Below are 23,874 nucleotides of genomic sequence, written 5' to 3'. Positions count from 1 at the left end.
CACCGTCGAGGCAGGGAGCTCCCGTGAGGATCGAGACCACCCATCGCGTGCCCTTCGCCCTGGCCGACGTCCTGGCCTGGCACGAACGGCCCGGCGCGGTCGTGCGCCTGACCCCACCGGGGCTCGGGGGCGTCGAGGACCCTGCGGCGGGTGGGCTGCGCGTCGGCCGGGTGGTCAGCGCCCGCCTCGGCCCCTCCATGCTCCCGAACCCGGTGCGGCCTCGCTGGGTGCTGCGCCATCGGGAGCACGACGTCGAGGCCGACGCCGGGCGTTTCGTCGATCAGCAGGTCCACGGTCCCTGGCGCGACTGGCGGCACGAGCACCGCTTCACCGCCGATGACCACGGCACTCTCGTCCACGATGCCGTCGATCTCGAGCTGCCGCGTCGACTCGAGAGCATCACCGGCCCCGTCGAGTCGCAGGTGCGCCGCCTGATCGCCTTCCGCGACCGCCAGCTGCGCGAGGACCTGTACTTCCACGCCCGCTACGCCGACATCCCGCGACGCACCATCGCCATCACCGGATCCTCCGGCCTGATCGGCACCCAGCTCGCCGCACTGCTCGAGACCGGCGGGCACACCGTGCGCCGGGTGGTCCGGGAGGAGAGCGTCCGTCCCGGCGAGATCTCCTGGGACCCGCAGGCAGGGACCCTCGACCCGGCCGATCTCGAGGGCGTCGATGTGGTGGTGAACCTCGCCGGGCGCTCCATCGCCACCCGGTGGACCGACGGAGTGCGCCACGAGATCCGTTCCTCCCGCATCCACGGCACGGCGCTGATCGCCCGAACCCTCGCGGGGATGTCCGACGGCCCGACGGCCCTCGTGCAGGCCAGCGCCATCGGCTTCTACGGCCCGCGACGGCCCGGTGAGCTGCTCACCGAGGCGGACCCGGGAGGGGAAGGGATCCTCGCCGACCTGGTGCGAGACTGGGAGCAGGCCGCGCACGCGGCGCGCGAGGCCGGGATCCGCACCGCCTTCCTGCGCACCGGTCTGGCACTGTCCGACGGCGGAGGGCCGCTGCTGCCGCAATTGCCGATGTTCCTCGCCGGCGTCGGCGGACGGTTGACCGATCCCGACGCCATGACCTCGTGGATCACGTTGGACGACGTGGTGCGCGCCTTCGCCCACGCCGCGCTCGACGCCGGCGTGGACGGGCCGATCAACGCCGTCGGCCCCCAGCCGGTCAGCGCCCGCGAGTTCGCCCGCACCCTCGGCGCCGTGCTGCATCGGCCGTCCCTGGTGCCCGTGCCCGGGGTGGGCCCGCGGCTGCTGCTCGGGACCGACGCGGCCGACGAGCTGGTGCGCACGGATCAGAACGTCTCGGACGCACGGCTCGAGGCGAGCGGCTACGAGGCGACCCACCGCACGCTGGAGACTGCGCTGCGCCATGTGCTGCGGCGGTAGGGGAGACCGTCGACGCCGGGCACGATCCCCTCAGTCGGCCCGCCCCAGGTCCTCGACGCGCAGGTCGTCGATCGTGAGGTTCGCCTGACGCCCGCCGCCGAGCTTCTCGATGCCGATCCACGTGGTGTCGGCGCTCGTCGAAGCGGTGAACTCGAGGCTCACCCGCTCCGTGTGCCGCGCCTGGGGCAGGGGCAGGCTGTCCACCTGCTCCGAGACGACCGGGTCCCCGACCGTGTCCTGGCCCACCACGATCCGATACGTGTCGGCGAATGCGGTCTGGTGGTCGAAGGAGATCCGATGACGGTGCCCCGGGGTGAGAGGAAGCGAGGACTGCGTGGTGGTCAGGATCAGCCCCTCGTTCTCCTCGTTCGCCATCAACGACCAGGTGCCGCGCAGCACATTGTCCGTCAGCTTGCCGCCCTCGACGGCATGGCCGTCCTGGTCCAGCCCGTACCAGCCGGCCTGTGAATACGGCTCATGGCGTTCCGCGAGCTGGGTGCGGGCGTCGCCGCCGATGTTGTCGGCGCCGGTCACGAACGGCCAGTACCCGGTGTCGACGTGCTCGAAGTCCTCGAACAGGATGGTCTCCTCGGTCGGCGCAGGGTCCTCGGGTGCGGTGAACGGCACCACGCGGATGTCGTCGACGCGCACCTCCGCCTCCCCCTCGGCGGCGGAGATCGCGAAGGACACCGGGGCGCCGTCGGAACGGAACGTCACGCGCACCCGCTGGAAGTGGCGACCGTGCTTGGAGTCCGAGGCCGTGGCATTGACGACGGTGGAGGCCGTGATGGTCGTCGCCACGCCGCGACCCCGAGCGGCCTGGTGGGCGACCGGCTCCACGCCCCGACCGGTGGCGGAGACCGTCACCTCCCGGGTTCCGGTGGGATCGATCTCGACCCACGCCCAGGCGGACCAGGTGCCCGAGGGCAGATGCCGGGCCGGGCGGCCCGGGTCGTGCAGATGCTGCGCGATCGACGCCGCCGCGCCGCCTCCGAACAGTGCCTGGCGGTTGCGGAACTCGTCCGTCTCCACGGAGACCTCGCCCTCCACCCGCCAGGCGTCCAGCGTGCCCGAGAAGAACCCGGGATCCGCCACCGGCGTGCCGAAGCCCCAGTGGGGATCCGGCGGTTCGGGCAGCTGCTCGCCCGGATAGAGCACATAGGCGCTGCCGGCCTCGGCATCGAGCGTGACCCGGCCGTCCTGAACGGGCACGGGGACCTCGTCCGCGCGGCCCGAGTCGCCGAGGCGGTACATGATCAGCGAGCTCGGTCCGGACCAGCTGTCGGTGAGCGTCCAGGTGGTGGTGCCGCCCTCGGGATTCCAGTGGTACAGCCGCTCGTCCCCGTCGGACCAGGGGAGCAGGTACCGGCCCGCCTCGTAGACGGTCGCGCCGTCGCTCGTGATGACGCGGTCGGTGGGGATCTCGGTGCCGGAGACGGATCCGACCGACGAGGTCACCTCGGTGCCGTCGGCCAGCACGATCCGGCCGGGGGTGTCGGCGGACGGGGTGGACCAGGAGATGATCGCGGAGCGCTGGAGGAACTTGGTGGGCAGGTTCCGCTCCCAGATGGTGGTGAAGAAGGCGTTCGCGTCCTGGTGCCCGGTCCAGCCCTCGAACTCCTGGATGTTCGCGTTGGACAGCAGCGGATCCGGGTTCCACACGTCCTTGCGGGCGTTGTCGATGAACCGGATCACCTGCGAGTTCAGGCCCTTGTTGCTGGAGCCGCCGTAGTTCTCGTCGGTGGCCCAGTGCGACCAGATCGACTCCCGCGGCATCTTGTCCGCCCACTCGGTGGAGACGACCCAGCCCTGCCGACGGAGCTCCTGGGCCAGACGCTGCCCCTCCCAGCCGTTGGGGTAGTACACGTCCATGTACAGGAAGGACAGGTTCTCCGGGGCCGCGTCCCGCAGCGACTGGAAGCGCCGCAGCACCGCGGTGGTGCCGAGGTCCTCCGGCCCGTCGATCATGTACGCCTGGTTCATCCAGCCCCAGCCGGGTTCGATCGGATCGCGCAGCAGATCCTCGGAGAAGGCGTGCGCCTCGGAGTACGACTCGGTGGCGTTGACATGCACGCCGAAGGTGGCGTTCCACGTCGCGCCCTCCGTCACCAGGGTGTGCAGCTCCGCCGTGCCGCCGGCGCGGGTATTGAGGTGGCCCGCGTAGTCGGGATGGGCGCTGTCGTGGCCCTCGGCCTGATACCCCTTGAGCATCACGGACTGGCCGAGCCCGTCGGTGGCCAGGCAGATGCGCTTGGTGTCGTCGAGGGTGCGCAGGAACGGGTGGGTGGCCTGGGAGACGATGTTGAAGGGGATGCGCTTGACCACCTCGTCGTGGACGGCGTCGGAGCCGGCGACCGGCTCGGCCACGTCGCGCGCCGCGATCGCGGCGTCCTGCCAGTCGACCACGCCGTCGCCGTTCGCGTCGGCCACCGGGCGCACGCGCACGAAGGGGTCCGCATCCGGCCCCAGGCCGTGATCCGCGGTCGATCCGCGCACCACGAAGGTGCCGGGAGTGATGGTGCCGTAGGTGGTGCCCTCGCCCGGGGCGAGGGTGATGACGTAGCGCGAGTTGTCGTTCTGCACCCGGGCGGCGGTCTCGCCCCCGGCGGTGTTGTCCTCGACCGCGTTGGTCTCGAAGCCGGCGGCGAGCTCCGCGCTGTGCAGCAGCGCGACGTGGGTGGGATGGGAGACGGCGGTGCCGGGCTCCTGCGCCGAGAGGTCGTAGACGTGGTCACCGCTGGTGGCGCGGTCCACGGACAGATCGGCGGCGACCACCCGTGCGCTCGGGTCGGTGCCGTTGACGGAGGCGAGGTCCAGCCGGGGCACCGAGAGGCGATGGACCGCCCGGTCGGGGTCGACGATGTTGGTCAGGCGCCAGGTGAACACGCCGTCGGCGACCGAGAGCACCGCGTCGAGGGAGATGCTGGGCAGCTCCGGCGCGGTGAGGCGGTAGGTCGCGCTCGCGGAGTCCTCGGCGAGCTGCGGCTCCTCGACCTCGACGGCACGCTCGACGTCGTCGATCATCACCGTGGTGTGCGCGCCGCCGTAACGCCCGGCGAGCGTCGCTCCGCCCACGGCGTAGTCCACGACCTGGGGGAAGTCCGGGTGCAGGCGGACGCGCAGCTCACCGTCGGTGATCTCGAGCGTGCCCGGGGGAGCGTCCACCGTAATCGGATCCGGTTCCGACGGTGCCGGAGCGGCCATCGCCGTCCCGGGCATGACGCTGCTCGCAACGCCGATGCCTGCAGCGATGCCCGAGGCCTGGAGGAAATGTCGACGATCCATGGGGTTCTCCATCGTGTGGTTGTGAGTCATCGTGAGGTTGTGAGTCGATTTACATCGTGCGCCGGGTCCTGCTCCGGTCAGATCGCCCTGTGCCGGCGGGAGACGTCGGCCTGCGACCCAGGGTCACCCTGCCGCCGGGGTCGACGATCAAGGATCCGGAACCACCCTGGCGCCCGGGTCGACGGCCGACGACCCGGACAGGTCGGAGCCCGGCTCGCCGGTTGTCGCTCGACGGTGGCGGGAGGTGCCGGGGATCAGCCCAGCTGAGCCGGGCCGGCCAGCTCCGCGGCGTCCTCGGCGGCCGATCGGCGGTCGCTGCGCCTGTCGTTCAGCTCGTCGGCGTGATCGGCCGGGGCCGACCGGGCGGACAGGGTCTGCTCTGCCGGCTCCAGCTCGGTGAACTGGCCGCCGGCCTCTCCGCGCACGCGGTTGTCGCTGCCGGTCGGTGCCGGGTCGTTGCCCTCGCCGCGGAGGTCCCCGCGGATGATGTTGCCGGTGACGTCCACCGCGCCGGTATTGTCCTCGATCAGCACGTCGGCGCCGAAGTAGTTCACGCCCGAGCAGCTGATCAGGTCCATGCCGTGGCCGAGCTGGACCTGATCGTTCCCGCGGAAGGTCGCGGCCCCGTCGATCTCGCTCTCGCAGATCGCGGTGCCCTCCGGGGTGCCGGTCACGCTCAGAGCGCCGGCCAGGGTCGAGTCCACGATGTCGGTGTAGGCCGTGCCGTCGGTGGTCACGTCCCCGTCGATCTCCGCGGTCTCCAGGTGCACGAGCCCCTGGGCCACGTCGACGGTGCCGGCGAAGCTGGTGTCGTAGGAGTACAGGAACGGCTCGGCGTCCGCGCCGGCCTCGCCCCGGTAGGCGCCGCCGACGGAGGAGTCGTCCAGGTAGACGCCGTACCCGGCAGTGCTGGTCAGATTCCCGTCGAGCGTGGACGTGGTGGCGTCGACGTAGCCGTCCGGAGCGACCTCGAGATCGCCGTGGAAGGTCGAGTCCTCGACCACGAGGTCGGCCCCGGAGGCGACCTGGGTCGTCCCGTCGACCGTCACGCCGTCGAGGACGCAGGACTCTCCCTCGGCGACGACGAGGTCCCCGGGGATCGTCACGTCGGAGGCATCGCCGCTGCAGTAGGTGGTCAGCGCCGCCGAGGCGGACCCGGCGCCGAGGGCGAAGCCGGCTGAGGCCAGCGCGATCGTGGACAGAGCGAGGACGGATCGGGGGAGGGGATGGGAAAGGGCGGGCACGTCGAGCTCCTTCGCTCGCTCCCGGGCAGGGATCGCCGGGGCAGGACATCGGGTGTCGGGGAATCCCGGCATCGGGGTTCCCGCGGACGACCGTAGCCGCACTGTGATCCACGCCGCAACTGCGACGCGCCCCGGAGCGGTGCCCCGCCGGTGCGCCTCCTGGCCGCCGACGTCAGAGGTGTTCGGCCGGCTGTTCCGCGAGAGTTCGCGCCTCGTCCAGGACGTCGTCTCCCGACGGGGGAGAGGTCTCCGGGTCACGACACGCGAGCGTGTTGACCAGGGCGGCGAGCACCACCACCCCGGCGGCTCCGACGGGGCACCACATGGCGGCCTGCGCACCGGCGCTCTCGGCGAAAGCCCCGGTGAGGGCGGAGGCACTGGATTGGCCGACGATCGTCGCAGAGCCCACCATGGTCATGACGGTCGCGGAGCGACCCTGCGGGCTGCGGTCCGCCGCGAGCGAGAACAGGGTCACGACCGTCGGCCCCACGCCGATCCCGGCCACCGCCATCGCGCCGATCACGCCCGTCAGGCCGCCCGCGAGCGCGAAGGCGATCATCGCGGCGAGCATGAGCGAGGAGAAGACGAGCCAGCGCGCCGAGAGCCGGAAACGGTCCGGGAACAGGGTCATGCTCAGGGCCAGGATGGTCGATCCCACGCCCATCACCCCGTAGACCAGTCCTGCGGAGTCATCCTCCCCGGTGGTCTGCAGGAACGCGGTGAGCGAGGTGAGCACGGTGCCGAAGAACAGGCCCACGCCGAGAGCGCCCGCCACCAGCACCAGCACCGGCAGGCCGACCAGGCCGCGCGCCGGGGCTTGGACGGCCGGTTCGTCCTCGCCGGTGGGGGCGACCTGAGCCGTCGGGTGCAGGGCGAAGGCCGTGACGAACACGAGGGTCAGGACCGCAGCGCCGATCATGGGCGCAGCGGGATGCATGGTGGTGGCGAGGAGCCCGACGAGGACGGGGCCGAACACGAACGCGGTCTCGTCGGCCGCGGATTCGTACCCCATCGTGCCGCTCAGGCTGCGGGCCCGCCGCCGAACGGGCAGTTTCGTGAGGATCAGCTGGAGCAGGCGGCTGCGCGAGAACGGGCCGATCTGCGGGGAGGAGGCGCCGATGAGGAAGCCGACGGTGAGCACGGCGGCGTCGGGCAGGGAGCTGAAGGCCACGGCGGCCATCGCGACCAGGGCCAGAGAATTCACGATCCCGGCCAGCAGGATCACGGGGCGCTGGCCCATGCGGTCGGCCGCGGCGCCGAGCAGCGGACCCACGAGCGCGGAGCCGAGGCCCACCACCGCGGCGTTCAGGCCCCCCAGCGCGATCGAATCGCGCGCGGAGACGACGAGGGTGAGGGTGCCGACGACCATCATCGCGAAGGGGAACCGTGCGACGAATGCGATCGGGAAGTACGCGGCTCCGGCGGCGCTGCGCACGGTGGTGGGCGCCTGCTGCGCCGGTGAGGTGTGGTCAGGGGTCATCGCTGCTCCGGACGGTGGTGGTGCCGCCTTGGACGATCCTCTGAGGACCCGAGGTAGATGCACCGCTGGAGCCCGGTGTGCCGGGCCGAAACGGACATGAGCAGTCTACGGGCGGCGGCGGCGCCCGGACCAGCGGCGACCGGGTCTCTGGTGCGCGGGCTCACCCTCGTGAGCGAGGTGTCGGCGCGGGGGAGACGGCCGAGGGTCCGTCGGCCGCGTGTGCCGGCCGAGAGTATGCGCGGCGTTGCTCCCTGCGGTGGAACAGGGCGCCCCACGGGGGTCGGGCGGCCGACGTGCCTGGACCGTGCGTCGAGGCCGGTTCTGTTCCCACGTGTGGAACAGAACCGGCCTCGATGCGTGCTGTCGCGGGGCGGTGCCGCCGCCGCGGGGCGACCGCGGCGAGGTGATGGCTGCCCGCGCCGGTCAGGCGGTCGCGGGCTGCTTCTCGCGCTCGCCGTCCGTGGTCGATGCCCCGTCGCCGGAGCCGTCCGGATCCTCCCCGGTCTGTCCGTCGGTGGTCGAGGCGGCCTCCTCGGCCTGGATGGCCTGGAAGGACGTGCGGCGGGCGTCGTCGTAGGCCCTCTGGTCCAGGATCTTCTCGCGCTTGGCGACGATCGTGGGCACCAGTGCCTGACCGGTGACGTTCAGGGCGGTGCGGCCCATGTCGAGGATCGGATCGACGGCCAGCAGCAGGCCGACGCCCTCGAGCGGCAGGCCCAGGGTGGACAGCGTCAGGGTGAGCATGACGACGGCGCCGGTCATGCCGGCGGTCGCGGCCGAGCCCAGCACCGAGACCAGCACGATGAGCAGGTAGTCGGTGATGCCCAGCGGCACCCCGTAGAAGTTGGCGACGAAGATCGCGGCCAGCGCCGGGTAGATCGCCGCGCAGCCGTCCATCTTGGTGGTCGCGCCCAGCGGGACCGCGAAGGAGGCGTAGTGGCTCGGCACGCCCATGCGCTCGGTGACCGTCTTGGTCATCGGCATGGTGCCCAGCGAGGAGCGGGAGACGAAGCCGAGCGAGGTCGCCGGCCACACGCCGCGGAAGAAGGAGCCGATGCTCAGGCCGTTGGTCTTCAGCAGGATGGGGTAGACGAGCAGCAGCACGATAAGCATGCCGATGTAGACGTCGGCCACGAACACGCCGAGCTGACCGATGGCGTCCCAGCCGTAGCTGGCCACTGCGTTGCCCAGCAGACCGGCGGTGCCGATGGGTGCCAGGCGGATGACCCACCACAGCAGCTTCTGGACGATCTCCAGCGCGGAGCCGGTGAAGCGCAGGAAGGGCTCGGCCTTCTGGCCCACGGAGAGCACGGCGATGCCGACGGCGATCGAGATCACCAGGATCTGCAGCACGTTGAAGCTCAGGGACACCGAGCCGTCGTCGCCCGCGCTCCCTTCGATGCCCAGGAAGTTCGCGGGGACCAGGCCGGTGAGGAAGTCCAGCCAGCCGCCCTGGGTGTCGGAGGCCTCGGCGGCCTCCTCGGAGACGCCGGAGCCGACGCCGGGGCTGGTCAGGGTGCCCAGGACGAGGCCGATCGACACCGCGATGAAGGAGGTGATCGCGAACCACAGCAGGGTCTTCCAGGCCAGGCGGGCGGCGTTGGTGACGTTGCGCAGGTTGGCGATCGAGGTGACGATCGCGAGGAAGATCAGCGGCGGCACCAGGGCCTTCAGCAGCGTCACGAAGATCGAGCCGACGGTGTCCAAGGTGGTGGTCAGCCAGTTGGGGCCTTCCGCGCCGTCCTCACCGGCGCCGGGGACCGGGCCGATCTGGGCGGCGACGAGGCCGAGGGCCACGCCGAGGACGAGGCCGATCAGGACCTGCCAGCCGAAGGGGATGCGGGCGATCGCGCGCAGCGGGTTGCGCCGGCGCGGCGTGCCGCTCTGGGCGGGGGCGGTGGTTGGTGTGCTCACGGGGTGGAACGCTACGCCGATGCCACGATGACATCAATGGTGTGGACACAGGGTCACATAAGCCGATCTTATGAGTTTCGGGGAGTGCCCGCAGGTGAGGTTGGGGTGGGTCACTCCTCCGGCGGGATCCAGGCCGCTCGCTCCACCTCGGACAGCAGCACGCAGAACTGATTTCCTTCCGGATCGGCCATGGTCATCCAGCCGGAGCCGGGGCCGAAGATGCCGCGATGGTCGGCCACCTCGCTCGCGCCGCGGCCGAGCAGCCAGTCGATCTCCTCGGCCTGCGTGCGCTCGCGCGGGCGGACGTCGAAGTGGATCCGCTTGGCGGGCAGCTGCTGGTCCGGGACCTCGAGGAACAGCAGGGTGTGGCCGGTGTCGGGATCCGAGATCGGGCACTCCTCGTGCCCGGGCAGGTTCGGGTCCTCCGGATCCGCCGTGTAGTCGAGGACTTCGCGCCACCACTCGCTGAGGGAGTAGGCGTCGTGGCAGTCGATACTGGTGTGGGAGACGAAGACGCTCATCTCGACAGTCTTCGCCGCGGGGCCGGGCGGGTCAATCGATGACGCTGTCCGAGCATCGGCCGATCGGCTGATGCCGAGGCGAGGATCTCCGACGCCCGACCGATGTGCGGAGCGCGGCGTCGATGACATCGTGACGTCATGCCCGATCGCACTGCCCCGCTCGGCGTCCCGTCCGAGGACGTCGCCGACCCGTCGGACACTCCGGCCGACTTCGGAGACCAGGAGCCCACACGCTTCGCGGCCGACGTGGAGTACCGCGGCCGCGCCCAGGGTCACGACTACCTGGTCCGCGTGCGGCACCGGTTCCTGGACAGCTCGTTCACGGTGATCCTGGACGGGGTGGAGCACGATCCCAAGGCCGAGGAGAAAGCGGCCCGCAAGGGCAGGGATCCGGAGGGCGCAGCGGACGACACGGAGCAGACGGAGTATCCCGCGGGTGATTCCGCCGGCCCGGCCGACGACGCGCACCCCACTGCCGCCGACGCTCACCCCGCTGTCTCCCCTGCCGGTGACGACGTCGCCGGCGACGGCCTGCGGTTCCGGCTCGAGGAGAACGTCACCGTCGTGCACTGCACCGTGCGGCGTCCCGATGCGGACGGGCACCTCGCCGATGCCGAGGTCATCTCCGTGCGCACGACGGGCCTGGGCGGCGCGGGAGAGGTCGATGTGCGCCACGGGCTCGAGCGCACGCTGCTGGTCCCGGACGACGACAGCCCATCGGCGGTCCGCGATCGGAAGCGCACGGCACATCCGACCCGCTACGCCCTGGTCGCCGCACTGGCCCGGGCCGCCGGATTCCTGCTGCCGCTGCTGGGTCTCGGGGCGCTGCTGAGCGGGTTGCTGGACCCGGTGACGGAGTGGCTCGGCGCGCGCGTCCGCCCGATCCTCGACGCGATCGCGGAGTTCTTCGACCCGGTCCGGGAGTGGATCGCGGGGGTGCTGCGTCCGATCGAGGAGTTCCTCGACGCTCTGTTCGCCCCCGTGCGGGCGTTCCTCGCCGCGATTCTGCGCCCGCTCGTCCAGGGGTGGGAATGGCTGACGGATCTGCTGCTGGGCTGGATCCCGGACCTCGCGTTGCCGTTCAGCATCCCCGCGTGGGTGGTCGACGTGGCGGTTCCCGTGCTCGTCGTGCTGGCCGTGTTCGCCGTGACCTTCAGCGGCCTGCGCCACCGCCACGAGAAGCTCGAGGCGACGCGTCGGGCGACCGATACGGCGACCCGGGAGGTGCACGAGGACGCGACGGGGTCGCCGGGGGAGGGAGCTCGGTCGTCGGTCGACGGTCGGCGCGATCGCGACGACGGGAGCACAGCGCCCGCGAGCTCGTCCGATGGGCAGTCGGCGGACCGTCCGCCGTCCTCCTGGTCGCGGCCCGCGCAGCGCTGAGTCTTCGGACCTTCCGGGGTCGGCTCCGCGCGCCGGCGCGGAGAGCATGCCGCGTCGCAGGGTGGACCCGTGGGGACGGCCTACGTCGTCTCCGTGCTCTCCTCCGCGGCGCGACCCCGCAGACGCCGGACGGGTGCGGAATGCAGGGCCAGCAGCAGCGCGGTTGCCACCGCCATCAACAGCGACAGCGCCGCCAGGCCGATCGCCGCCAGATACAGCACATCGACCTCCAGCGGGACGTCGTGGCGAACACCGAAGCGCAATCGCGGCAGGGCGCTGCCGCGGATCCCGTCGTCCCAGGCGCGCAGCAGTGTCACGCCCAGGGTGAGGACGGTTCCGACGAGGAAGCAGAGCGGCGGGAAAGCGTCCCGCGGGCGGGAGGTGCGGGTGGGGCGGAGCCACCCGAGGCCGCCGACCAGCAGCGGGACCAGCATCACCAGCTGCAGCAGGCAGAGCGCGGCGTACGGGAGGGCGATCTGATATCCACCGACGAGGACGATGGTCAAGAAGGCCGAGACCGGGCAGAGGATCAGCAGGCACACGCTCAGCAGCACGTGCAGCCAGCCCGTCGGGCGCGGACGGGGGCCCGATCGGGAGCGGGCGGAGGAGGTGTTCAGCATGCTCATCACGCTCATCTTCACACCCCTGGGGGCGGGGGTGCCCCCATGTTCCGAGTCGCGCCGCGAGGGCGGCCAGGTCGAGCGGGTGCGATCGCGAGCGCTGGAGCGACACGCACCGTGGGCGGTGCCGGTTCCACTGATCCGGCCCGCTGGTGAAGCGCATCGGTGGAATCGATGAGCGTGTTGCGATGAGCGTGTTACGGAGACCCGGGCGTGAGTGGGGGCGAGCGGTTCGAGCGGGTCGTCTGCTCCGCAGCGCGCAGAACCTTCGAGGGCCGACGTGATCCTTCCTCCACAGGACCCGTCCATCCCCACCGCCCGGGATCGTCGGGCGCCTCTATTAGCCTGTACGGGTGGCCACCGCTCTGTACCGTCGTTACCGTCCCGAGTCCTTCGCCGAGGTGATCGGCCAGGACCATGTCACCACGCCGCTGCGGCGTGCGCTGCGCGCGGGACGTGTGGGCCACGCCTACCTGTTCTCGGGCCCGCGCGGCTGCGGCAAGACCACCTCGGCCCGGATCCTCGCGCGCTGTCTGAACTGCGAGCAGGGACCGACGGACACCCCGTGTGGCGAGTGCGATTCCTGCCGTGACCTGGCGCGCGGCGGATCCGGCAGCCTCGACGTGGTCGAGATCGACGCGGCCAGCCACGGCGGCGTGGACGATGCTCGCGAGCTGCGCGAGCGCGCCTCCTTCGCGCCGGTGCGGGACCGCTACAAGGTGTTCATCATCGACGAGGCCCACATGGTCACCTCGGCCGGCTTCAACGCTCTGCTCAAGCTCGTCGAGGAGCCACCGGAGCACGTGAAGTTCGTCTTCGCGACCACCGAGCCGGACAAGGTCATCGGGACCATCCGCTCGCGCACCCACCACTACCCCTTCCGACTGATCCCGCCGCAGGTGCTCGCTCCCTACCTCGACGAGGTCTGCTCGGCTGAGGGCGTGAGCGTCGGGGAGGGTGTGATGCCGCTGGTGGTGCGTGCCGGCGGCGGCTCGGCCCGTGACTCCATGTCGGTGCTGGACCAGCTGATGGCCGGAGCGGGGGAGGGCGGTCTGGACTTCCAGACCGCCATCGCGTTGCTCGGCTTCACCGACACCGCGCTGCTGGACGGCGCCATCACCGCCGTCGCCGAGCGGGATGCCGGCTCCCTGTACGGGGCGGTCGAGCACGTGCTGGCCACCGGCCACGAGCCGCGCCGCTTCGTCGAGGACCTGCTGGAGCGGATGCGGGACCTGATCGTGCTGGCCGCCGTGCCGGACCGCGGTGCGGATCTGCTGCCGCAGGTCCCGGCCGACGAACTCGAGCGCATGCGCGGTCAGGCCACGATGTTCGCTCCGGCCGATCTCTCGCAGTGCGGAGACCTGGTCCACGAGACGCTGTCGACCATGAGCGGGGCGACCTCGCCGCGCCTGCATCTCGAGCTCCTCGCCGCCCGGCTGGTGCTGCGCGACGAGCGGGCCGCGCTCGCCGCGCCGACCGACGGTGGCGGTGACGGTCGGCCGGTCCCGGCTCAGGGCGGTCGTGGGGGCTCTGCGGAGCCGGGTGGTCGAGGCGGCCCCGCTCAGGGCGCCCCCCAGTCGGCACCCGGCGGTGCCGGGGGACGCGAGGAGGCTCGTCGCATCGCGCAGGAGAGGGCCGAGGCGTCCCGCCAGGCCCGGTCCGGTCGCACGCCGGCAGCCGACGAGGCTCCGCAGGATCAGGCGCCGGCGCCACAGGGGCGTGCCCCGGCATCGCCGCAGCAGGCCCCGCCCTCTCAGGACCAGCCCTCGGCGTCTCGGGAGCAGCAGGTGCCGGCCCCGCAAGGCGGTGCTGGCGCGGGAGCGGCGGCGGCCCAGGCCCCGCAGCCCCAGGCCTCGCAGCCGCAGGCACCGCAGCCCCAGGCACCGCAGGAGACCCCCGGAGCGCCCGCCCCCGGCGGCGATGCCGGTGGCCTGGATCCCGACGAGGTGCGCTCGCACTGGTCCGCAATTCTTGACGAGCTCTCTCAGATCCGACGTCCCAGCTGGGCATTGATCTCCCAGAACGGCCACGTCCACGGCGCGCACGGCTCGACCCTGGTGGTCGGGTTCCGCACCGAGGGCCTGCTCTCCGCGTTCCATCGCGGCACGGGCGCGGAGAACCTCGCCGATGCGGTGCGCCGCATCATGCACACCGACATCACCGTCGAGGCGGTCGTGGGGGAGGACCCTGGCCCCGGCGGTGGCGGCGGCAGCGGAGAGTCGGGTCCGAACGGTCCCGGAAACCCTCGGGACGCCGGTTCGCGCGGCGTCGGTCAGCAGGGTGGCGGTCAGCAGGGTGCCGGTCAGCAGAATGTCGGCCCACAGAACGGCGGACCGTCGGCCGGACCCTCGACCGGTGAACCGCGCAGCGGCGGACCTCAGGACGACGACTCACAGCACCCGGGGGGAGCGCCCGCGCAGGCTCCCGCGCCGACGCCGGCTCCCTGGGGTGATGCCGTCACCCGGATGGCACCGTCCTCCTCGTCCCCGGAAGCATCGCCGGAGCAGCCGCTCTCGGCGGGTCAGCGTGCCTCCGAACGCGCGATGCGGGCCGCCGCCCGCGCCTCGTATCAGAGCCCCGGCCCGGCGGCCCCGGCCCCGGGCCAGGTCGAGGACTTCCCACCGGAACCGGATGATCCCTTCCCGCCCGACCCCAGGGATGCCCACGAGACCGAGCCTCGGAGCGCCGAGCCCGTCGAACCCGCGCCTGGCACGGGCGGCACCCGCGAGGCGCCGCAGGGTCGTGCGACGGCTCCGGCGCAGCACGGTCCCGGCGGTACCGGTCGCTGGTCCGATGCGCTCGCGCCGGACGCAGGAGCGCCCGCCGCAGTGCCAGGTCGGCCCGAGCGGCAGGCACCGGGAGGGCCGTCCTCCGAAGCTGCCGTCGTCGCAGCTCCGGCAGCCGGCGACGAGACCTCCGGGGGAGCACCCGTGGTCGACGACGAAGGGCGTGACTCGCTGCCGCCGGAGGAGCCGCGCACCTACGGGCAGGCCGCCCTGAAGCGAGCGATCGCCGAAGGTCGCGTGATCCGCTCTCGCCCCGCACGCAACGCCACCGCCCAGCCGGCGACCGGCGGTACCGTTCCCGCTCATGCCCCGGAACCCCCCGGACCGGGATCGGCCGCCTCTCGGAGTTCGGCCGCCTCTCCGGGATCGGCTGACTCCCCGGGGTCGGCCCCTTCGTCGTCCCCGGCGGCCCCCACCGCGCCGGCGGCGTCCGGCGCTGCGGCCTCCCCGACTCCGATGCCGCCATCGGCCGCCTCCGCGCCGACCGACGAGTCCGGGTCTTCCTGGGGTGCCGTCACCGCGGCTGCTCGGCAGGGCCCCGCCGAGGAGATCGGTGCCGCCCCCGCAGCCGCCTCGGAACCCTCGAACGCCGGAGAGTCGGCCAGCGCCCGCGCAGCGGCGTCGTGGGGGACAGCCGCGGTCGCCTCGGCCCCGGCCCCGGAAGCCACCTCCGCTACCACCGCAGAGGGCGCCTCGACCACCTCTCCGGCGCGCAGCGGAGCTGCCCTCGTGCGGGAAGCGGCGCAGGCCTCGCGCACGGCCGGTCTGCGCTCGCGCAGTGCCCAGAGCGCAGCGGAACAGGACGCCCCGGATGCGGATCCCACGGGCGGAGCGACCCGTGATGACGAGAACGCCGTGGTCGCACAGCGCAACGGCCGCGAGATCATCGAGGCTGTGCTCGGCGGCAGGGTCCTCGAAGTCATCGACGAGACCGAGAGGTCCTGAACCGCACGGTGACCGGGCTCAGCCGGCAGAACGGTCGATGCCGAGCGTCGCCACCAGGTCTTCGTGCAGCTCGAACCACACCTGGTGGCAGGATTCCACCGCGCTGCCATCGACCCAGGCGGGCCGGCCATCCCGCGCGCGTCCCAGGGCCGTCGAGAATCTCGTGTCGTACCCCTCGAAGCGCTCGAGAAGGTCGCCCAATCGGGCCGCGATCGGGCCCAGAGCGTGCTCGATCCGGGTCAGCTCGTCCAGGATCCGCGCATCCCATCTCGCGTCGGAATGGTCGTTCTCCGCGACCGGGCTCCCGTCGGTCGGCCGCAGCTGCCACGCGGTGCACGCCTCGACCAGGCGCGCGTTCCAGGGCAGGAACGCGCGGTGTACCTCCTGAACCTCCTGCCGGCCGTCGGCGGCCTCGAGCTCGGCGGCGAGCATCCGCTCGTTCTCCGCGCGTCCCGCCGCCGTCAGCGACCATCCTCCGAGGTCGGCGAACCGCGCGAAGCTGACCGTGCCCTGCTGCTCGTAGCCGGTGAGGAGATCCGCCGTCCCGAACGGGTCCAGACCGAAGCGATCCGCGACCTCGAGCGTGTCCGCGAAGCCGCGCAGGCGCACGCCGTGCAGCACCAGCAGCTCGAAGGGTGAAGCGGCGCTCATCACTCGGCGTCCCGACGGGCGGCCAGGCGCGTGAAGTGCTGCTGGCACGCCTGCGGCGAGTTGAACCCCATGGAAGCGGCGATCTGGGCCCAGGTGAGACCGGCGGCGCGTGCGGTGAACAGCAGACCGGACTCCAGGCCCTCCACCTCCGCGCGGGCCGACGGCATCAGCGCAAGGGCGCTGAGCAGATCCTCCGGAGCGGCCTCCCCGGACCTCCATAGCGCGAGGTGGGCGAGATCCACCGCCGAGGCCGCCCCGCGATCGGGTCGCCACGGGGGAGCGGGCAGGCCCTCGCTCCCGAGTCGCAGCAGGTGTTCGCGCGCCTCCTGCTCTCGGCGCGCCTGGGCGTGTTCTCCGCGCGGTGGGAGCCGAGCGCTGGGCGGATCATCCTCGCGGGAGGCGTCGTCGTTCTTGCGGGGCATGGGGCGATCCTCCATACTCAACAAAAGCTTGTCAATAATAGGTTGAGGTGTGGTGATGCTGGTTCCTCTGCGCGAGGCGCATCCGGGCAGCTGCGGGGCGAAGGCAGCGACCCTCGGTGCCCTGTTGCGGGCGGGCCTGCCGGTGCCCGACGGGTATGTCGTCCCCTTCGCGGTGCAGCGGCGCGGGCGCGGGGAGCGCCCCGGCGGCGTGCGACCGGGCGCGGAGCGGCAGACGAGCGACCCGCCGGGCACGACCTGGCCGTCGGATGGCCGGTCCTGGACGGACCTGCCCACGATGCTCGCCGAAGGCCTGGGCGCGCTCGCCGAGGGCCCGGTCGCCGTGCGCTCCTCCGCGAGCGGGGAGGACTCGGCGGCCTCGTCCGCCGCCGGTCGGTACGAGACCGTTCTCGGCGTGCGCGGGGCGGACGCGATCGCCGTCGCGACCCGCCGCTGCTGGGCCTCGCTGACCTCCGCGCGGACCCTCGACCCGTCGGCCCCGGTCGGACCCGCCGCGGACGCAGGTCCCCCCTCGATCGATCTCCCGCCGAGCGACTCCCCGTCGATGGCCGTGATCATCCAACCGCTGGTCGATGCCGAGGTCGCCGGGGTCCTGTTCACCCCGGCCCACCCGGACGACGCCACGCGGATCGAGGCGTCCTGGGGGCTGGGAGCCGCCGTCGTCGGCGGGGAGGTCACCCCTGATGTGTACGAGGTCGCGGCCGACGAGGCCGTGAGCGCCCGGATCGCCGACAAGCACCGCCGCATCGACCGTTCCGGGGCGCGGACCGTCGCCCGCGAGGTGCCCGCCGCCCGGCGGACGGCGCCGTGCCTGGCCCCGGAGGAAGCCGTCGAGCTCGCCCGGCTCGGTCAGCAGATCTCCGTCCTCCTCGGAGGCCCCCAGGACATCGAATGGGCCCGGTCGGGCGGCAGCGTCCAGATCCTCCAGGCCCGTCCGATCACCGCGGAGCTGCCTCGAGCGGCCGCGGACCCGTCGCCGCCCGGCGCGCGCGGAACGCTCGCCACGCGCGGACTGCCGGGCACGCGCGGACTGCCCCGGGAGCACGGACGGCCCGACGAGCACGCACTGCACGGCACTCCGGGCAGCGCCGGGCGCGTGACGGGACCGGCGCGGATCGTGCGGGGCCCGGAGGACTTCTCCCGGGTGCGCGCCGGAGACGTGCTCATCTGTCCCTGGACCGACCCGTCCTGGACGCCGCTGCTGCGCCTGGTCGCCGGTATCGTGACCGAGATCGGCGGGGCGCTGTCGCACGCCGCCATCATCGCGCGGGAGCAGCGCATCCCCGCCGTCCTCGGGGTCACCGGCGCCGTCTCGATGCTCCGCGAGGGCCAACCGATCACCCTCGACGGCGCCACCGGGACCCTCGCCCTCGGCCCGGAAGGACCGGCACGATGACCCGGTATCTCTACCTCGCCCGCCACGGTGACGCCGACGCCTTCGGGCAGCTCACCGACATCGGCAGATCGCAGGCCGCCCTGCTGGGGCGCCGCCTCGCGCACCTGCCCATCGACGTCGTGTGGCACTCGCCGCTGCCCCGGGCGGTCGACTGTGCCCGGGTGCTCGCCCAGGAGCTGCCCGTGAGCGTCCTCGTCGACGAGGCCGAGGAGCTCATCGATCACGTCCCCTACGTCCCGCCCGCCGGCGAGCTCCCCGCGGCCTGGGCCCCGTTCTTCGACGGCTACGACGACGCGGAGGCCGCCGTCGACCACGACCTCGCCCGCCGACTGAGCGAGCGCTTCGGCGCGCGATCCCTCGCCCGGCGCGAAGCGGAGGCCGGCGACCGCGACACCCACGAGGTGCTCATCACGCACGCGTTCCAGATCGCCTGGTTGATCTGCGACGCCCTCGAGGCGCCGCCGGCGCGCTGGCTCGGGTTGAACTGCGCCAACGCCGCGCTGACCCTGATCGAGCATCGCGAGGGGCGTGCCCCGACGATCGTCCTGGTCAACGACATGTCCCATCTGCCGCGCGAGCTGCAGTGGACGGGATTCCCGGGAGTCGAACGGCCCTGAGACCGTCCGCGCCCCGACGCGATCAGTCCCGGCGCGGCTCCAGCAGGCTGAACAGGTCGGTGCGCAGCGACGTCGGGTTCACGTCCGGGGACGGCGGGGTCACGTAGAACTCCCAGAACGGGTAGGTCATCTGCTCCTCGGACTCCCCGACGTCCTCGGTGAACGCTCCCCAGCTCTCCGCCAGCCCGCCGTAGCCGCCGACATGACTGGTCCAGGCCACCCGGCCGGCCGGCAGCACCGACGCGGTCACGTCGTAGCCGCTGGGCAGGGTGATCGGTCCGGTCAGCGGCGCGTCCACGGGGAAGCCGACCTCGACGTCCGCCGTCGAGACCGGCGCGCGGTGGTGGAGGGCGAACGCCGGACCGATCGGGTGGATGCCCACCTCCTCCAGCGCGGAGACGAGGTGCGAGAAGGTGCCGTCCATCAGGGTCGACATCTCGTACATCGGGAAGTCGCGCCGGGTCACCACCGCGGTGGGGACCTCGGGGGCCTCGGTCACGCGGCAGGCGGTGACCGGTTCCGCGGCATCGTAGGGAGGGGGCATCGAGGTCATCGTGCTCATCCTGTTCGGAGTCGCGAAAGGGCCGTGCACGGTGCGACGGCCCGGCCCGACGATACCTGTTCGACCTGAGCCCGACCTGCAGGCTCTCGGGCCGTGAGCCTACATCGGCCCGATGGTGACCTCGGCGCCGGCGAGGTCCTCGTCCCACTCCACCTGACAGGTCAGTCGCGACGTGGGTTCCCGCTCGTCCTCGATCGTGTCCAGCACGTCCTCCTCGTCCTCCTGGATCTCGCCCGCCTTCTCGAAGGTGACTCGGTCGAGGAAGGAGTGGCAGGTGGAGCAGGACGCGTTGCCGCCGCAGGTGGCGAGGATCGGGTAGCTGTTCGCGACGAGGCATTCCATCAGCGACTCGTCGTCCTCCCACGGCACACCCTCGGTGCGGGTGCCGTCACGGTCGATCACGGTGATCTCGATGCTGCTCATGGGCGTCCTCTCGGGCTGTGGCGGGCCCTCGTCAGTGGTCCAGGGTCCTGCGGGATCGGGCGGGCCTGCGCGCCCGATGCCGACGACGGCGTACGCCGTGACGGGCCGACGGGCGGCGCGCTCCGGGCTCCTCCCTGCACCGTAGCGGCTGGGCGCTGGGAGCGTCGATCAGGACCGAGCCCGGACGTCGCCCGGCCGTTGATCGCCGACGACCACGCCGTCGTGCTGAGGACGTCGGATCGCCGCGGCGCCGCGGACCGCCGCGGCGGTCACCCGGAGCCTCGCGACGGTCACCCGAACCCGCGCGGCGGTCGCTCAGACCCGCGCGGCGGCCTCCCGATGCACCCCGGCCAGGTCCAGGGCCAGCTCGCAGAACATCGAGTTGGACCAGGAGAACCACGCGCGGGTGAAGACCGACGGGTCGTCGACATGGATGCCCTCGTGCATCATCCCGGTGCCGCCGTCGGTGCGGATCAGCTGCTCGAGGATCGCCCGCTTCTCCGCCGTGTCACTGCTGGTGAGCCCCTCGATGTTCTTCGCGATCGGCCACACGTGGCCCGTCGGCGTGTGCGGGGAGCCGACCCCCGCCAGCTGCGAGCCCGCGTAGTAGTACGGGTTGTGCGGGGAGAGCACCGCGGCGCGCGTGGCGAGATAGGTCGGATCGTCGGCCGCGACGCACTCCAGGTACGGCAGGCCCAGCAGGCTCGGCACGTTGGCGTCGTCGAGGAAGACGTGCCCGCCCATCCCGTCCACCTCGTACGCCCAGATCCGCTCGCCGTCCGGCCCGTCGACCAGCCCGTGCCGTTCGAGGGCCGTGCGGATCTCGGCGGCGAGCCGGCGTGCCTCGGCGGCGAGCTGGTGGGCCTCGGCGGAGGCGTCCCCCGCCCCCGCCACGTGCTCGAGCAGGTCGCCGAGGCGGTCCAGCGCCAGGGCCAAGAAGTGGTTGCCGGGGATGTTGTACCCCAGCTCGCAGGCGTCGTCACTGGGGCGGAAGCCGGCCCAGACCAGGCCGTTCGGCGCGGTCAGCGAGCCCTTCCCGTCCCGGGCCAAGGTGTCCTGGGCCGGGCAGTCCGTGCGGCGGAAGAAGTAGCCCGAGCGCTCCTCGTGATGCTGTTCGGTGACGACCGTGGCGAGGATCGCGCGGGCCGCGGGCAGGAACTGCTCGTCGGCCCAGGAGGTGTCCCCGGTCGCTCGCCAGAGCCGCCACGCCAGGTCCGGACCGTAGGCGAGCGAATCCAGCTCGAACTTGCGCTCCCACGCCCAGGGGTTGTCGAGGTCCGTGTCGTCGCTGTCCCAGTGGGAGGCATCCGGGGCGCGGTTGAACGCATTGGCGTACGGATCGATCACCAGGTAGTGCCAGTGCCGGCGCAGCAGACCGGCCAGCAGCTCCACCAGCACCGCGCGGTCCTCCTCGCTCCCCACCTCGGCGACCACCAGGCGCAGCAGCGGGGTCAGCTGGGCGGCGGAGTCCCGCAGCCACATGGCGGGGATGTCCCCGGTGATCACGAAGGTGGACCCGTCCTGCTCGGTGCTGACGGTGGTCTCTGCGGTGTTGCGCAGGTAGGAGACCACGCGGCGGGCGACCTCCGCGCGCTCCGGGGCGTCGCCGATGCCGCTGAGCACCCGCTCGTGCACGGCGTCGAGCAGGGTGGGAGGCAGCTGGACCATGGTGCTCCTCGTCGAAGGTCGGGCTGTGGTTCCCCCAGGGTAACCGGGTTCGTCATGACGATGGACATATTATTCAGGACGGAGACGCGCCTCGTTCAGGGCGAAGACGCGCCGCGGTGACGTGCGCGGAGGCACGCCGGATCCGGCATCCCCCGTCGGACGCGGGAACTACAGTTGTCCCCGTGTACGAAGGCATCGTCCAGGACCTCATCGACGAGCTCGGCAAGCTGCCGGGCATCGGCCCCAAGTCGGCGCAGCGGATCGCGTTCCATCTGCTGGACGCCGACGAGTCCTCCGTGCGCCGGCTCGCCGACGTGCTGGTCACCGTCAAGGACACGGTGCGCTTCTGCGAGGTGTGCGGCAACGTCTCGGCCGACGAGAAATGCCGCATCTGCACCGACACCCGGCGCAGCGACGAGGTGATCTGTGTGGTCGAGGAGTCCAAGGACATCGTCGCGATCGAGAAGATCCGCGAGTTCAAGGGCCGCTATCACGTGCTCGGCGGGGCGATCGACCCGATCGGCGGCGTCGGCCCGAACGACCTGCGCATCACCCAGCTGATGAGCCGCCTCGGCTCCGGCGAGACCACCGAGGTCATCCTGGCGCTGGACCCCAATATCGAGGGGGAGGCCACCGCCGCCTACCTCTCGCGGCTCCTGGGCCCGCTCGAACTGACCGTGACACGCCTCGCTTCCGGTCTCCCCGTCGGCGGCGACCTCGACTACGCCGACGAGATGACGCTCGGGCGAGCCTTCCTGGGTCGTCGCACCGTCTGAGAGTCGATCCTGAGCCCCGATGCCCTCCCCGCCCTCGCATCCGCTGCCCCCGCTGACAGACCTGCCGCCGCCGCGTGAGCTGCCCCGGGAGGAGACCCACCTGGTCCCTCCCTCCGAGATCATCGCGGAGTCCAAGCGCGCCCTGACCGGTCGCCTGCTGCGGATCTTCTGGGCCCCGGGCCTGGTGCTCCTGGGTCTGTGGTACGTGCTGCTGATCCTGTACGTCACCGGCGCCTCGCCGACCTTCTGGTTCCTCTCGGGGCTGGCCGCGCTCGGGGACCCGATGATCCTGCGCTCGGCCATGTCCTCCCTCGGCTTCAGCAGCAGCGGGCTGTGGACCGCGTTCGGGCTGCTCCCGGTGGCCGCGACCGCGCTCAGTCTCGCCCTGGTCCCGCTCGCGCCCAGTGCGATCGCCGGCATGGATCCCCGCCGATACCTCAGCGAGGCCGGCTTCCAGCGAGAGATCGCCACCCGCCTCACGGCGGTCCTGATGATCCCGCCGGTCCTGGTGGTCGCGGCGCTGCCACTGAGCGTCGCGCTCGGGCTCCCGCAGCCCTGGAACGGACTGGGCGCGGGACCGCTGATGGCGCTGTCCCTCGGTCTCGGCGCGATCCTGCTGGGCTGGGTGCTCGTGCGGCGCACGGTCAGCGCCCCGAGGGTGCTCGACCTCGACACGGCCGAGGCGGTGGAGCTGGCCGGCCGCCTGGGCCGGGACCTCGACGAGCGCTCCGCCGCCGCGCAGCGTGCCCTCGCCCAGGACCGTCGGCATCTGCCGCCGAGCCCCGGCACCTCTGCCGCCTCCGCCGCCCTGACGCCCCGCGGGGCGCTGCTCGCCCTGGCCCACATCGCCCGCGCGAGCCTGACCTGGGTGGCTCCGGCCGCGGCCGGGCTCGGGTGGCTCGTCTTCGGCATCACCGATCTCGTGACCACGTTCAGCGGCATCACCCAGAGCGACCTCACGCAGGTCAGCGCGCCGTTGCAGTGGCAGCTGGTCGCGCTCGGCGCACCGATGGCCGTCCTGGTCGCGTTCGGCGTCTCCCTCGCTCCCGGCCTGGCGATCCTGGCTGCGCAGAATCAGCGCAGGCTCGTCATCGACCAGCGCACCTACGCCTCCTGGGCCCACCGTGCCCGAGTGAACCCGTGGGAGGCGCGAGTGGTCTCACTGACCGGCTGGTTCAGCGCCGGCCTGGCTCTGCTCGGACTCACCGCGACCGCGGTGCTGCTGGCGCTGCTGGGGGCGGCCACCCCTGTCGCCTGGGCGGGGATCGTCGCCGGTGCCCTGGTGCTGACGCCGTTGCTGGGAGCGGGTGCCTCCGCGGCGATGAAGAGCGGGCTGCGGGACGTGCTCTACGGCCCGGCCGGGACGTACATGCGTCGCAGGACTCCGTACGCGCTGGTCGCGCCGGACATCGGCACCCGCGCGCAGCGGGCGAAGGATCCGGCCGTGCGGGCCGCGCTGCGTCAGCGTCTGCAGGCCGAGGGCGGCGACCACACGTGGGAGATCTTCGATCTCGACGCCGCGGGGGAGCAGCTCTGGGTCGACGACGACGAGCCCGGGGCGCGGGACACCGTGGTGCGCGCGGCCGACCTCGCCCAGGGCAGGCTCCCCGACTTCGGCGGCGACGGGTCGGCGCTGACCGGCGGCGGGGACGGGCCCCGGGGCGAATATCGCAGCGAGGACCTCCCGGGGCGCCACGAGATCCCCGACTCGGTCACCGGCCTGCGCAAACGCTGAGGAGGCCGGCGGGGCGGCGTCGACG

18 protein-coding genes are annotated in these 23,874 nt (G+C 72.4%); 7 read left to right on the top strand and 11 right to left on the bottom strand.

The annotated features are described in order from the left end of the window. The first annotated feature begins 23 nt into the window (after positions 1–23). Complete coding sequence (locus BH708_RS11115) at positions 24–1,403, top strand: TIGR01777 family oxidoreductase (RefSeq protein ID WP_076808701.1); 1,380 nt, start codon at positions 24–26, stop codon at positions 1,401–1,403. 30 nt (positions 1,404–1,433) lie between these two features. Here the strand turns inward: BH708_RS11115 and BH708_RS11110 are convergent, their stop codons facing one another. The 5 genes from BH708_RS11110 to BH708_RS11090 form a co-directional block, all read right to left on the bottom strand. Beyond that, positions 1,434–4,718 (bottom strand): endo-alpha-N-acetylgalactosaminidase family protein, encoded by a 3,285-nt coding sequence (locus BH708_RS11110; RefSeq protein WP_083713516.1) that lies wholly within the window; start codon positions 4,716–4,718, stop codon positions 1,434–1,436. Positions 4,719–4,942: 224 nt separating this feature from the next. Next, a complete protein-coding gene (locus tag BH708_RS11105) occupies positions 4,943–5,932 on the bottom strand; it encodes a hypothetical protein (protein ID WP_076808697.1) in 990 nt (329 codons plus the stop codon). A gap of 172 nt (positions 5,933–6,104) precedes the next feature. Further along, entirely contained in the window at positions 6,105–7,412 is a 1,308-nt protein-coding gene (locus BH708_RS11100; protein ID WP_076808695.1) for an MFS transporter, read from the bottom strand. 423 nt (positions 7,413–7,835) lie between these two features. After that, positions 7,836–9,326: a dicarboxylate/amino acid:cation symporter gene (locus BH708_RS11095; RefSeq protein ID WP_076808694.1), complete on the bottom strand. Its 1,491-nt coding sequence runs from the start codon at positions 9,324–9,326 to the stop codon at positions 7,836–7,838. Between the two features lie 110 nt (positions 9,327–9,436). Next, a complete protein-coding gene (locus tag BH708_RS11090) occupies positions 9,437–9,847 on the bottom strand; it encodes a VOC family protein (protein ID WP_076808692.1) in 411 nt (136 codons plus the stop codon). Positions 9,848–9,985: 138 nt separating this feature from the next. Here BH708_RS11090 and BH708_RS11085 point away from each other — a divergent pair, with 138 nt between their 5' ends. Beyond that, positions 9,986–11,230: a hypothetical protein gene (locus tag BH708_RS11085; RefSeq protein WP_076808690.1), complete on the top strand. Its 1,245-nt coding sequence runs from the start codon at positions 9,986–9,988 to the stop codon at positions 11,228–11,230. 80 nt (positions 11,231–11,310) lie between these two features. Here the strand turns inward: BH708_RS11085 and BH708_RS11080 are convergent, their stop codons facing one another. Next, a complete protein-coding gene (locus tag BH708_RS11080; protein WP_076808688.1) occupies positions 11,311–11,856 on the bottom strand; it encodes a hypothetical protein in 546 nt (181 codons plus the stop codon). Between the two features lie 347 nt (positions 11,857–12,203). Here BH708_RS11080 and BH708_RS11075 point away from each other — a divergent pair, with 347 nt between their 5' ends. After that, entirely contained in the window at positions 12,204–15,581 is a 3,378-nt protein-coding gene (locus BH708_RS11075) for a DNA polymerase III subunit gamma and tau (protein ID WP_076808686.1), read from the top strand. An 18-nt stretch (positions 15,582–15,599) separates the two neighbouring features. Here the strand turns inward: BH708_RS11075 and BH708_RS11070 are convergent, their stop codons facing one another. Beyond that, positions 15,600–16,232, bottom strand: a complete 633-nt coding sequence (locus BH708_RS11070; RefSeq protein WP_076808684.1) for a transcriptional regulator — start codon at positions 16,230–16,232, stop codon at positions 15,600–15,602. Then, the gene (locus BH708_RS11065) at positions 16,232–16,654 is read right to left on the bottom strand and encodes a DNA-binding protein (protein WP_076808682.1); all 423 of its coding nucleotides are present in this window, start codon (positions 16,652–16,654) and stop codon (positions 16,232–16,234) included. Before BH708_RS11065 ends, BH708_RS11070 begins: the two co-directional genes overlap by 1 nt. 55 nt (positions 16,655–16,709) lie before the next feature. Between BH708_RS11065 and BH708_RS11060 the strand changes: the two genes are divergently transcribed. Then, positions 16,710–18,068 carry a PEP/pyruvate-binding domain-containing protein gene (locus BH708_RS11060; RefSeq protein ID WP_076808681.1) on the top strand — a complete coding sequence of 453 codons (1,359 nt, stop codon included), beginning with the start codon at positions 16,710–16,712 and terminating at the stop codon, positions 18,066–18,068. Next, positions 18,065–18,685: a histidine phosphatase family protein gene (locus BH708_RS11055; protein WP_076808679.1), complete on the top strand. Its 621-nt coding sequence runs from the start codon at positions 18,065–18,067 to the stop codon at positions 18,683–18,685. Before BH708_RS11060 ends, BH708_RS11055 begins: the two co-directional genes overlap by 4 nt. A gap of 22 nt (positions 18,686–18,707) precedes the next feature. Here BH708_RS11055 and BH708_RS11050 read toward each other — a convergent pair whose 3' ends face one another. The 3 genes from BH708_RS11050 to BH708_RS11040 all read right to left on the bottom strand — a co-directional run bounded on the left by BH708_RS11050 (position 18,708) and on the right by BH708_RS11040 (position 21,338). Continuing rightward, positions 18,708–19,229, bottom strand: a complete 522-nt coding sequence (locus BH708_RS11050; RefSeq protein ID WP_371329775.1) for a transcriptional regulator — start codon at positions 19,227–19,229, stop codon at positions 18,708–18,710. A 117-nt stretch (positions 19,230–19,346) separates the two neighbouring features. After that, positions 19,347–19,670, bottom strand: a complete 324-nt coding sequence (locus BH708_RS11045; protein ID WP_076808675.1) for a 2Fe-2S iron-sulfur cluster-binding protein — start codon at positions 19,668–19,670, stop codon at positions 19,347–19,349. 315 nt (positions 19,671–19,985) lie between these two features. Continuing rightward, positions 19,986–21,338 (bottom strand): glycoside hydrolase family 125 protein, encoded by a 1,353-nt coding sequence (locus BH708_RS11040; protein ID WP_076808674.1) that lies wholly within the window; start codon positions 21,336–21,338, stop codon positions 19,986–19,988. Positions 21,339–21,520: 182 nt separating this feature from the next. On the opposite strand from BH708_RS11040, the gene recR reads away from it, so the two are divergent. Next, on the top strand, positions 21,521–22,114 hold the full coding sequence (gene recR / locus BH708_RS11035; RefSeq protein ID WP_076808673.1) for a recombination mediator RecR: 594 nt from the start codon (positions 21,521–21,523) through the stop codon (positions 22,112–22,114). A 19-nt stretch (positions 22,115–22,133) separates the two neighbouring features. Further along, positions 22,134–23,849 (top strand): hypothetical protein, encoded by a 1,716-nt coding sequence (locus tag BH708_RS11030; protein WP_076808672.1) that lies wholly within the window; start codon positions 22,134–22,136, stop codon positions 23,847–23,849. The last annotated feature ends 25 nt before the right edge of the window (positions 23,850–23,874 follow it).

The organism is Brachybacterium sp. P6-10-X1 (genome assembly GCF_001969445.1).
GTDB lineage: Bacteria > Actinomycetota > Actinomycetes > Actinomycetales > Dermabacteraceae > Brachybacterium.
This window is presented reverse-complemented; position numbering and strand designations above follow the sequence as displayed.

What these genes read in the sequence shown, in the direction of transcription:
- BH708_RS11055 (WP_076808679.1), top strand. Translation starts at nt 18,065, where the DNA reads ATGACCCGGTATCTCTACCTCGCCCGCCACGGTGACGCCGACGCCTTC.
- BH708_RS11040 (WP_076808674.1), bottom strand. Translation starts at nt 21,338, where the DNA reads ATGGTCCAGCTGCCTCCCACCCTGCTCGACGCCGTGCACGAGCGGGTG.
- BH708_RS11070 (WP_076808684.1), bottom strand. Translation starts at nt 16,232, where the DNA reads ATGAGCGCCGCTTCACCCTTCGAGCTGCTGGTGCTGCACGGCGTGCGC.
- BH708_RS11085 (WP_076808690.1), top strand. Translation starts at nt 9,986, where the DNA reads ATGCCCGATCGCACTGCCCCGCTCGGCGTCCCGTCCGAGGACGTCGCC.
- BH708_RS11100 (WP_076808695.1), bottom strand. Translation starts at nt 7,412, where the DNA reads ATGACCCCTGACCACACCTCACCGGCGCAGCAGGCGCCCACCACCGTG.
- BH708_RS11090 (WP_076808692.1), bottom strand. Translation starts at nt 9,847, where the DNA reads ATGAGCGTCTTCGTCTCCCACACCAGTATCGACTGCCACGACGCCTAC.
- BH708_RS11060 (WP_076808681.1), top strand. Translation starts at nt 16,710, where the DNA reads ATGCTGGTTCCTCTGCGCGAGGCGCATCCGGGCAGCTGCGGGGCGAAG.
- BH708_RS11030 (WP_076808672.1), top strand. Translation starts at nt 22,134, where the DNA reads ATGCCCTCCCCGCCCTCGCATCCGCTGCCCCCGCTGACAGACCTGCCG.
- BH708_RS11065 (WP_076808682.1), bottom strand. Translation starts at nt 16,654, where the DNA reads ATGCCCCGCAAGAACGACGACGCCTCCCGCGAGGATGATCCGCCCAGC.
- BH708_RS11045 (WP_076808675.1), bottom strand. Translation starts at nt 19,670, where the DNA reads ATGAGCAGCATCGAGATCACCGTGATCGACCGTGACGGCACCCGCACC.
- BH708_RS11110 (WP_083713516.1), bottom strand. Translation starts at nt 4,718, where the DNA reads ATGACTCACAACCACACGATGGAGAACCCCATGGATCGTCGACATTTC.
- BH708_RS11050 (WP_371329775.1), bottom strand. Translation starts at nt 19,229, where the DNA reads ATGCCCCCTCCCTACGATGCCGCGGAACCGGTCACCGCCTGCCGCGTG.
- BH708_RS11080 (WP_076808688.1), bottom strand. Translation starts at nt 11,856, where the DNA reads ATGAGCATGCTGAACACCTCCTCCGCCCGCTCCCGATCGGGCCCCCGT.